This window comes from Rathayibacter sp. AY1D1, from assembly GCF_002932635.1.
Classification (GTDB): domain Bacteria; phylum Actinomycetota; class Actinomycetes; order Actinomycetales; family Microbacteriaceae; genus Rathayibacter.
Genome location: NZ_PSVY01000054.1, coordinates 1 through 8,664, shown reverse-complemented (window position 1 = coordinate 8,664; position 8,664 = coordinate 1). Strand labels below are relative to the sequence as shown.

The window sequence follows — 8,664 nt, the reverse complement described above, 5'->3', positions numbered from 1 at the left end:
GCGAGGGCTACCTACCTATATAGGTAGGTAGCCCGTGAGGGGCGGGCCCCTCACGCTCCCCGGGGATCCCGTTCCGGGAGGCGCGAGCTGCGCTCGTGCAGCGGCGACGGAGCGCCGCCTAGAGGTCGCCCGGCTGCGCCGGCCGCCGTTGGTCGCCCTACGGGCTCACACCCTTTTTTGCCGTGAAGCCTTCGGCGGCTCCCTCCGCTTCGCTGCGGTCGTAGCTACCTACGGGCTCCGTTCAAGTGGCTGCGCCACCGGCTCCTCCGAGACTTTCGGCACGCGGGAGCTTCGCTCCCTCACATCGCGCCGAAACTCTCTCCACCGCCGCCCTGCGGGTTGCACTGCGCCCTCCGGTTGCTCAGGCGGAGAACCGCCTTCCTTACCGTTATTTCCGTGGATTCGGGGCAGTTGTAGGCTCCGGAACGCGCCAGGGGTCCCGGGTATGGCTGACCGCCTTCAGCCGCCTGATGGCACGCCGTGATTAGCCGCCCGGGACCCCTCAACGGCAGGACCGCTCATTGAGAAACGCGACCAGATCGCCCCGTAAGGACATGCCGGCACGGTCGTTCACGGCGCACCGCACCCCTCAACGGAAGGACCCTGCATGCCACAACTCTGGGCCGGTATCGACGCCGGCAAGACCGAACACCACTGCGTCGTCATCGACACCAACGGAACCAAGCTGCTCTCGCAACGGTTCAAGAACCGAGAAACGGCGATCCTGACCCTGATGGGCGACGTCGCATCGCTGCCGGGCGGCACCGACGTCGCCTGGGCGACGGACCTCAACCACGGCGGGACGGGGCTGCTGCAGACGCTCCTGAACTCGCACGCGCAGCCGCTGTTCTACATCTCGGGCCGCGTCGTGCACCACGCCTCGGGTGCCTACCGGGGCGAGGCGAAGACCGACGCTAAGGACGCGGTGATCATCGCCGACCAGGCCCGGATCCGGCGAGACATGACGCTGATGCGCCAGGCCGACGAGGTCACCGCGGAGCTGCGCCTGCTCTCCGCCCGACGGGAGGATCTGGTGCACGACCGCACCCGCGCCGTGAACCGACTGCGCGCCATCCTGGTCCACTACTTCCCGTCGCTCGAGGGAGCGTTCAACTACGCGACGACCAGAGGACCTCTGGTACTGCTCACCCGATACGCGACCCCGGGAGCGATCCGGCGGATGGGCGAGAGCCGGCTGGCGTCATGGTTGAAGGGGCAGGGCTGCTGGAAGTCCGCGGCCGTGGCCAAGACAGCGATCGACGCTGCTCGCGAGCAGACATCGGTCGTCGTGGGGGAGGGCGCGGCGGCTCGGTTGGTGAGCCGATCCGCGCGTGATCTGCTCCGCATCCGCGACGAGGTCGCAGAGCTCGATGCGGAGATCGAAGCCGTTCTGCAGGACAGCAGGTCCGCGGATCTGCTGGTGTCGATTCCGGGGTTCGGGCGCAGGCTCGCCGCGGATTTCCTCGCCGCGACCGGCACTGACCTCACCGCGTTCGAGACGCCCGATCGGCTGGCCAGCTTCGCGGGCCTCGCTCCGGTGCCGCGTGATTCCGGGAAGATCTCCGGCAACCGCCACCGGCCACGGCGCTACGACCGGCGGCTGTTGAACGCCTGCTTCCAGGCAGCGTTCATCGCGTCGAGGAACTGCCCTGTCTCGCGCTCGTTCTACGAGCGGAAACGTGGAGAAGGGAAGTCGCACAAGCAGGCGCTGATCGCTCTCGCTCGGCGCCGCATCAACGTCATCTGGGCGATCTTCCGCGACCAGACGACCTACACCCCCACCCCGACCCGGCCGAACGATCCCGTCACCCCGCTTCTGCAGCATGGTCCAGAGTCGCCATCAAGGAGCGGACCCGCCATCGCCCTCGCGGCCGCCTGACGCGCCTAGGTAAGGAGCTCGGCTTGGATCCGGGCGGCGACCGCCTCTCGGAGGGGGCGGACGTTCTCAGCGCTCCAGTCAGTCGGGTCGGGGAACTTCCACTCCAGGAACCGACCGGACGGGGTCGCGGGGAGCGTGAGGCCGGGCTTCATGGCGACGACGATGTCCGCGTTCTCGAGGTCCTCGACCGTGACGGCGCGGGGGGTGCGGTCGCTGATGTCGAGGCCGAGCTCCGCGACGGTCGCGGCGATCGCGGGGTTCACCGTGTCGGCGGGCGAGAGCCCGGCGGAGGTGGCGGTGTGACGGTCTCCGGCGAGGATTTCGAGCAGGCCGGCGCCGAGTTGGGAGCGGCCGGCGTTGTGCTGGCAGAGGAAGAGGACGGTGTGCTTCTCGGTCATGCGGGGAGGCTGCTTCCGGTGTTCGTGCGGGTCCAGGTCTGGGTGGCGATCTGCACGGCGTCCCAGGGGGAGCCGAGCGGGGGTGTGTAGGAGAGGTCGAGGTCGGAGACCTGCTCGACGGTGAGCCCGGCGAACAGGGCGGTCGCGTAGGTGTCGACGCGCTTGGCGGTCTCGGTGCCGAGGCGTCCGACGAGCTGCGCGCCGAGCAGGCGCCCGTCGCCGGTGTCGCCGGTGATGCGGATCGTGATCGGCTGCGCGCCCGGGTAGTAGCGCTTGTGATCGTCCGCCACCGCGGTCGTCGTCGCCGGCGCGAAGCCCGCGGCGAGGGCCTCGTGTTCGCGGAGACCGGTGCGGGAGGCGACGAGGTCGAAGACCTTCACGACCTGCGTGCCGACGGAGCCGGCGAACCGGGCTTCGCCGCCGAGGGCGTTCTCGCCCGCGACCCGACCCTGCTTGTGCGCGGTGGTGCCCAGCGGCAGGTAGGTGCTGCCGAGGAGGCGGTGGTGCGTGGTCACTCCGTCGCCCGCGGCGAACACGTGCGGCAGGCCCGTGCGCATCGCCTCGTCGACGACGACCGCGCGGCCGGCGCCGAGGGATGCTCCAGCGCGGGCGAGCAGGTCGGTGTTCGGCTTCACGCCGACGACGAGGAGCACGACGTCGGCGGTCCGAGTGAGGGGTGTGCCGTCGTGGTCGGCGTGGACGGCGAGTCCGGCGGCGGTCTTCTCGATCGAGGCGACGGTCGTGCGGGTGAGCACTTCGACGCCGTGCTGGTCGAGTTCGGTGTGGACGAGGGCGCCGAGTTCTGGGTCGAGGGTGGAGAGCACTTCGGGGCCGCGCTGCAGCTGAGTGACGTGGAGGCCGCGGACGGTGAGGGCTTCGGCCATCTCCAGGCCCACGTAGCCGGCGCCGACGATGATCGCGGTCTGCGGGTCGCGGCTGTCGAGGTAGCGCTCGAGGGCGAAGGTGTCGCCCATCGAGTGCAGCACGTGCACTCCGTCCTCCGGCCCCAGCTCGTCCACGCCGGCGATGCCGGCGGAGGAGGCGAGGGCGCCGGTGCCGACGATCAGCTCGTCGTACCCGATCCGGTCGAGCGTCCCGTCGGGGGTGCGGACGGTGAGCTGCTGCCCGGCGACGTCGATGTCGGTCGCGAAGGTGTCCAGGCGCAGGGTCATGCCGGTGGCTTCGAGATCGGCGTGGCTGCGGTGCGCGAGCGACTGCCACGGCTGCACCTCGCGGGAGAAGTAGTACGGGATCCCGCAGATGGAGAAGTTCGGGTACGAGTCGGCGACGACGACGGTCACGTCGACGGACGGGTCGAGCTCGCGGGCGCGCAGTGCGGCGGAGATCCCCGCGTCGCTGCCGCCGATGGCGACGAGATGCATCAGATGGGCCTTTCGGATTAGGCGTGCGAAGTGGTCGAGGTGGCCGGGATCACGAGGCTCCCGGCGGCCCGGGCGGCGCCCGGGAAGAGGAACACGGCGATGCCGACGCCGATCGCGGCGCCGACGAGCTGCGCAGCGACGAACGGCAGGACGGAGGTGGGGGCGATGCCGGCGAAGGTGTCGGTGAAGACGCGGCCGACGGTCACGGCGGGGTTCGCGAACGAGGTCGAAGACGTGAACCAGTACGCCGCGCCGATGTACGCGCCGACCGCGGCCGCGGCGAGCGGGCCGCGGTGCGTGCGGGCGAGGGAGAGGATCACGAGGACCAGGCCGGCGGTGGCGACGACCTCCCCGAGCAGGTGGCCGGCGGTGACGCGCTCGGTCGTCGCGATCGAGGTCGGGACCTCGAACATCGCGTTCGCGAGGACCGCGCCGCCGATGCCGCCGAGCAGCTGAGCGCCGACGAACACCGCCAGCCCCCGACCGGACAGGCCGGTGCGGTCGCGACGACCGAGGAGTGCGTCGACGGCGGAGACGAGCGGGTTGAAGTGCGCCCCCGACACCGGGCCGAAGACGAGGATCAGCACCGCCAGTCCCAGCGCGGTCGCGAGGGAGTTCTCCAGCAGCTGCAGGCCGACGTCGTCCGGAGAGAGCGACTGCGCGGCGATGCCGGAGCCGACGACGATCGCCACGAGCAGGCCCGTGCCGAGGAACTCGGCCGCGGCCCGACGAGCGAGCGGAGGAGAGGAAGTGGTGTCCATGACGTCGGCCATCTTGACCGCTCGCGATCACTCAGTCAAGATTGAGTCAATGAACACCGAGCGAACCGACCTGGAAGCGCGCGCCGCCCGGCACGCCGCCCTCAGTGATCCCGCGCGCCTGCGGATCGTGGACCTGCTCACTCTCGGAGACCTGGCGCCGCGGGAGCTGCAGGACCGGCTCGGGATGCCCTCGAACCTCGTCGCGCACCACCTCGCCGTCCTCGAGCGCGAGGGCATGATCCTCCGGCGCCGCTCGGAGGCGGACCGGCGCCGCAGCTACGTCCACCTGCTCCCCGGCGCGTTCGACCAGCTCGGCCCCTCGACCACCGCCGCAGCGCGACGGGTGCTGTTCGTGTGCACCGCGAACTCCGCCCGGTCCCAGCTCGCCGCGCAGCTCTGGGCGCAGCGCAGCACCATCCCCGTGGCGTCCGCCGGCACCCACCCGGCCGCCGCGGTGGCGGCCGGCGCGATCGCGACCGCCGAACGCCACGGCCTCCCGCTGCCCGAAGGCGCGCCGCAGCAGTTCGCGGACGTCGCCGCCGACACCGACCTTGTCGTCACGGTCTGCGACGCCGCTCACGAGGCGCTCGGCTCGGAGGCGCTGCACTGGTCGATCCCCGACCCGGTACCCGCCGGCACGGATGCCGCGTTCGACGCGGCCTACGACGAGCTCGCCGCGCGCGTTGACGCTCTCGCGGCGAGGGTCACGGCCGCCTGATCAGACGCGGGTGAGCATCCCCGCGAGAGAGTCGAGCGCGCCGGGAACGACGGAGAAGTACGCCCAGGTACCGCGCTTCTCGCGGGCCAGGATCCCGGCGTCCACGAGGATCTTCAAGTGGTGCGACACCGTGGGCTGACTCAGCCCAACCGGCTCCGTGAAGTCGCACACGCACACCTCACCCGAGCTGCTCGACGCCACGATTGACACCAGGCGGAGCCTCGCCGGATCCGCCATCGCCTTCAGCGCCCGCGCCAGCAGCTCCGCGCCCTCCGCGCTCAGCGGCTCGCGCGCGAGCGGCGCGCAGCATGCGGCCGCCGCCGCGGTGAGAGTCAGCTCGGTCGTCGCCATGTCTCCACCCTCCCACACATTGACAGCCATCGATATGCCGGGGCAGACTCGTCCATCGATGACCGTCGATGTTGAGGAGTGCACCTGATGACCCTGCTGCTGACCGTCCCGCCCCGCACCGACGAGCGCCGCCTCACCGGCCTCCCCGTCGCCGTCATCGGCGCCGGCCCCGTGGGTCTCGCCGCTGCCGCGCAGCTGCTCGAGCGCGGCCTCGACGTCGTGGTGTACGAAGCCGGCGAGCGTGCCGGAGCCGCGGTGCAGCAGTGGGGCCACACCCGCCTGTTCTCCCCATGGGAGTACCTGGTCGACGCCGCCGCCGGACGCCTGCTCGACGCCGCCGGCTGGGAGGCGCCCGCCGCGAAGAAGTTACCCACCGGGCACGAGTTCGTCCGCGACTACCTCGCACCCCTCGCCGCGACCCCGCAGCTCGCCCCAGTCATCCGCTACCGCTCCCGCGTGCTGGCCGTCACCCGCGAGGGCATGGACCGCACCCGCTCCACCGGCCGCGCCGCCACTCCGTTCCTGCTGCGCCTGGACACGCCGGAGGGCGCCGTCGACGTCACCGCCCGCGCCGTGATCGACACCTCGGGCACCTACTCCACGCCCAACGCCCTCGCCTCCGCGGGCCTCGACCCGATTGGCGCCGTCGACGTCGCCGAGCACCTCAGCCACGCGCTGCCGGACGTGCTCGGCGCCGACCGCGCCCGCTTCGCCGGGAAGCGGATCCTCGTCGTCGGCGCCGGCCACTCCGCCGCGAACACCCTGATCAAGCTCGCCCGCCTCGCCCGCGAGGAGCCGGATACGCGGATCACCTGGGCGATCCGCGGCACCAGTCCGCTGCGCGTCTTCGGCTCGGGCGACGACGAGCTGGAGGAGCGCGGCAAGCTCGGCGGCACGGTTCACCAGCTCGTCCGCAACGGCGCGATCACGCTTCTCGACCGCTTCGAGATCGACCGCCTCGAGAAGGCTCCCTCCGGTGGGGTCACGGTGCTGGGGCGCCGCCGGAAGGAGCGCGAGAGCGTCGAAGCCGACGTCGTCGTGCAGGCCACCGGGTTCCGGCCCGACCTCGACATGCTGCGCGAGATCCGCGTCTCCCTGGACGAGATCGTGGAAGCGCCCCGCGCACTCGCGACGCTGATCGACCCGAACCTGCACTCCTGCGGCACCGTCGACCCGCACGGCGTCGCCGAGCTGGCCCACCCGGAGCCGAACTTCTACATCGCCGGCATGAAGTCCTACGGGCGTGCCCCGACCTTCCTCCTCGTCACCGGCTACGAGCAGGTTCGCTCCATTGCGGACGAGCTCGTCGGCGATCACGCCGCGGCCCGGCGCGTCCAGCTCGTGCTCCCCGAGACCGGCGTCTGCTCCACCGACATCGGATCCGCTGGAGGAAGCTGCTGCTCATGACCGCCATCCGGCCGATGCTCCCCGCGGACTGGGCGGCGGTCGAGGCGATCTACCGCGACGGAATCGCCACCGGACACGCCACCTTCCAGGCCGAACCGCCGACGTGGGAGGCGTTTGATGCGGGGAAGCTCGACGTCGGGCGCCTGGTCGCCGTCGACGGCGACCAGATCCTCGGGTGGGCCGCTCTCTCACCCGTCTCCAGCAGGCCCGTCTACCGCGGAGTGGTCGAGCACTCCGTCTACGTCGCGTCCGCCGCCCGCGGCCGCGGCACCGGCGCGGCACTCCTGCATGCGCTCATCGAGGCCGCGGACGCTGCTGGATTCTGGACGATCCAGTCGAGCATCTTCCCCGAGAACACTGCCAGCCTCGCCCTCCACGACAGTGCCGGCTTTCGCCGCGTCGGTACCCGCGAGCGCATCGCGCTGATGACTTACGGACCAGCCGCCGGCACCTGGCGCGACACGATCCTCATCGAACGTCGACGCTGAGCCTGCAGGTCACCGGAGTCGAAAATGCAGCACTCCGGACGTGTCGACAAGTCGCTCCCCATTGCGGATCCGGAAGGCCAGCTGTCCGTTGGTCGAGACCACCCGATCATCGTCACGGATCCGGAAAGCCAGCTGCCCGGTCTGCACGTCCACGATCCGGGCGTCGCGGACTCGAAACCGAAGCTGCCCTGTACGCACGTCGACAACACGCTTGCCGTCGTAGCGGTCCTCGCTGACGTTCATGACCACTCCACTCCTGCGGCGGGAGCCGCACGAGCTGATCGTGCCTCAGACCGCCGACACCGCATCGGGTGCCTAGGTCGGGATGCGACCGGAGATGACTGCTGCCGCGACGTCGATCATCACGTCGCGACCGGCAGTGAGGAGCCCGTCTCGGATCGCGACCAATCGGTTCCGTTTGGGCGAGTCCATCGGTGCGTTGTCCACCAGGGCATCAAGAGCAGTGATGAGTCGTTCTGCGGCGACGTCCGGACTCGGCCACTGGCCGACCGCCTCCAGTCCTTCCGGGCGGATCCCGGTGACGTAGTTGTCGCGACCGTCGTACGTGCTCGCGTCCTTGACGACGAGGTGTCGATGGCCGAGGTTCGTCAACGCGAGGACCACATCTCGTTGCGATCGGCCGCAGAAGGCAGCGATGTCGCTGGACTGCAGGAGATCGTGCTCCTCGAGTAGCCAGGCGACAGCGACCAGAACGGGGTAGTCCCGGGTAGTCCAGACGTCATCCAAACGTGGCAACTGATCCATATCGCGACCCTAGCTGCAAGGCGGACGCCGACCTCTGGTCGGCGCGGTGCTGTGCGCTGCGCGCTTTTCTGCCTGGAAGCCTTCGGCAGCGTACGGGCCTCCGGCGTCCACGCAAGCCGCTGCGCGGCCGGCTCCTCCGAGGTTCTCGCCACGCGGTCGCTGCGCTCCCTCACATCGCGCCAACAACCTCTCCTCCGCCGCCCTCCGGGTTGCGCTCCCGCCTCCGCCCCTGCTCGGCACTACGTGCCTTCCAGGCAAAAAAACGCTGGGAGAGAAGGAAGAACGACCGAGCCAGACCACCCCCCGCTGGCTTGACAAACCTGATTGAGAATCACGGCAAAAAAACGATGAGGAAGAGGAAGAACATGCAGCAGATCACCACCGTCAGCACCTTCGTCCCGGCCACGAACGAGGACGGGATGCAGAGCCAGTTGCGCCGGATCGCCGAGCGCGACGTCGACCTCTCAGGTCTGGCACGCAACGGGTGGGCGCTGGCACACACCGCCACGATCCCC

General features: G+C 70.4%; 10 protein-coding genes. 4 read left to right on the top strand and 6 right to left on the bottom strand.

The window, feature by feature from the left end:
• The first annotated feature begins 607 nt into the window (after positions 1-607).
• Entirely contained in the window at positions 608-1,879 is a 1,272-nt protein-coding gene (locus tag C5C56_RS17105) for an IS110 family transposase (protein ID WP_258065708.1), read from the top strand.
• A gap of 5 nt (positions 1,880-1,884) precedes the next feature.
• Here C5C56_RS17105 and C5C56_RS17100 read toward each other — a convergent pair whose 3' ends face one another.
• Genes C5C56_RS17100 through C5C56_RS17090 form a run of 3 tightly spaced genes read right to left on the bottom strand, consistent with a single transcriptional unit; the run spans position 1,885 to position 4,420 of the window.
• Complete coding sequence (locus C5C56_RS17100; RefSeq protein WP_104282067.1) at positions 1,885-2,277, bottom strand: low molecular weight phosphatase family protein; 393 nt, start codon at positions 2,275-2,277, stop codon at positions 1,885-1,887.
• Entirely contained in the window at positions 2,274-3,659 is a 1,386-nt protein-coding gene (locus C5C56_RS17095; protein WP_104319996.1) for an FAD-dependent oxidoreductase, read from the bottom strand. The genes C5C56_RS17100 and C5C56_RS17095 overlap by 4 nt, the downstream gene beginning before the upstream one ends.
• A 17-nt stretch (positions 3,660-3,676) precedes the next feature.
• Positions 3,677-4,420, bottom strand: a complete 744-nt coding sequence (locus C5C56_RS17090; RefSeq protein WP_104277748.1) for an MIP/aquaporin family protein — start codon at positions 4,418-4,420, stop codon at positions 3,677-3,679.
• Between the two features lie 49 nt (positions 4,421-4,469).
• Here C5C56_RS17090 and C5C56_RS17085 point away from each other — a divergent pair, with 49 nt between their 5' ends.
• Positions 4,470-5,138, top strand: a complete 669-nt coding sequence (locus tag C5C56_RS17085) for an ArsR family transcriptional regulator (RefSeq protein WP_104277743.1) — start codon at positions 4,470-4,472, stop codon at positions 5,136-5,138.
• Here C5C56_RS17085 and C5C56_RS17080 read toward each other — a convergent pair whose 3' ends face one another.
• Entirely contained in the window at positions 5,139-5,489 is a 351-nt protein-coding gene (locus C5C56_RS17080) for a helix-turn-helix transcriptional regulator (protein ID WP_104319995.1), read from the bottom strand.
• An 87-nt stretch (positions 5,490-5,576) separates the two neighbouring features.
• Between C5C56_RS17080 and C5C56_RS17075 the strand changes: the two genes are divergently transcribed.
• Together C5C56_RS17075 and C5C56_RS17070 are read left to right on the top strand one after the other, a co-directional pair.
• Complete coding sequence (locus C5C56_RS17075; RefSeq protein ID WP_104319994.1) at positions 5,577-6,896, top strand: FAD-dependent oxidoreductase; 1,320 nt, start codon at positions 5,577-5,579, stop codon at positions 6,894-6,896.
• Complete coding sequence (locus C5C56_RS17070; RefSeq protein WP_104319993.1) at positions 6,893-7,384, top strand: GNAT family N-acetyltransferase; 492 nt, start codon at positions 6,893-6,895, stop codon at positions 7,382-7,384. Before C5C56_RS17075 ends, C5C56_RS17070 begins: the two co-directional genes overlap by 4 nt.
• Positions 7,385-7,393: 9 nt before the next feature.
• On the opposite strand, the gene C5C56_RS17065 is transcribed toward C5C56_RS17070, so the two are convergent.
• Both C5C56_RS17065 and C5C56_RS17060 read right to left on the bottom strand, forming a co-directional pair.
• Positions 7,394-7,627, bottom strand: coding sequence for a hypothetical protein (locus C5C56_RS17065; RefSeq protein WP_219813917.1), 234 nt, complete (start codon positions 7,625-7,627; stop codon positions 7,394-7,396).
• A 72-nt stretch (positions 7,628-7,699) separates the two neighbouring features.
• Entirely contained in the window at positions 7,700-8,149 is a 450-nt protein-coding gene (locus tag C5C56_RS17060) for a hypothetical protein (RefSeq protein WP_146086526.1), read from the bottom strand.
• Between the last annotated feature and the right edge of the window lie 515 nt (positions 8,150-8,664).

What these genes read in the sequence shown, in the direction of transcription:
- C5C56_RS17095 (WP_104319996.1), bottom strand. Translation starts at nt 3,659, where the DNA reads ATGCATCTCGTCGCCATCGGCGGCAGCGACGCGGGGATCTCCGCCGCA.
- C5C56_RS17080 (WP_104319995.1), bottom strand. Translation starts at nt 5,489, where the DNA reads ATGGCGACGACCGAGCTGACTCTCACCGCGGCGGCGGCCGCATGCTGC.
- C5C56_RS17060 (WP_146086526.1), bottom strand. Translation starts at nt 8,149, where the DNA reads ATGGATCAGTTGCCACGTTTGGATGACGTCTGGACTACCCGGGACTAC.
- C5C56_RS17075 (WP_104319994.1), top strand. Translation starts at nt 5,577, where the DNA reads ATGACCCTGCTGCTGACCGTCCCGCCCCGCACCGACGAGCGCCGCCTC.
- C5C56_RS17105 (WP_258065708.1), top strand. Translation starts at nt 608, where the DNA reads ATGCCACAACTCTGGGCCGGTATCGACGCCGGCAAGACCGAACACCAC.
- C5C56_RS17100 (WP_104282067.1), bottom strand. Translation starts at nt 2,277, where the DNA reads ATGACCGAGAAGCACACCGTCCTCTTCCTCTGCCAGCACAACGCCGGC.
- C5C56_RS17085 (WP_104277743.1), top strand. Translation starts at nt 4,470, where the DNA reads ATGAACACCGAGCGAACCGACCTGGAAGCGCGCGCCGCCCGGCACGCC.
- C5C56_RS17065 (WP_219813917.1), bottom strand. Translation starts at nt 7,627, where the DNA reads ATGAACGTCAGCGAGGACCGCTACGACGGCAAGCGTGTTGTCGACGTG.
- C5C56_RS17070 (WP_104319993.1), top strand. Translation starts at nt 6,893, where the DNA reads ATGACCGCCATCCGGCCGATGCTCCCCGCGGACTGGGCGGCGGTCGAG.
- C5C56_RS17090 (WP_104277748.1), bottom strand. Translation starts at nt 4,420, where the DNA reads ATGGACACCACTTCCTCTCCTCCGCTCGCTCGTCGGGCCGCGGCCGAG.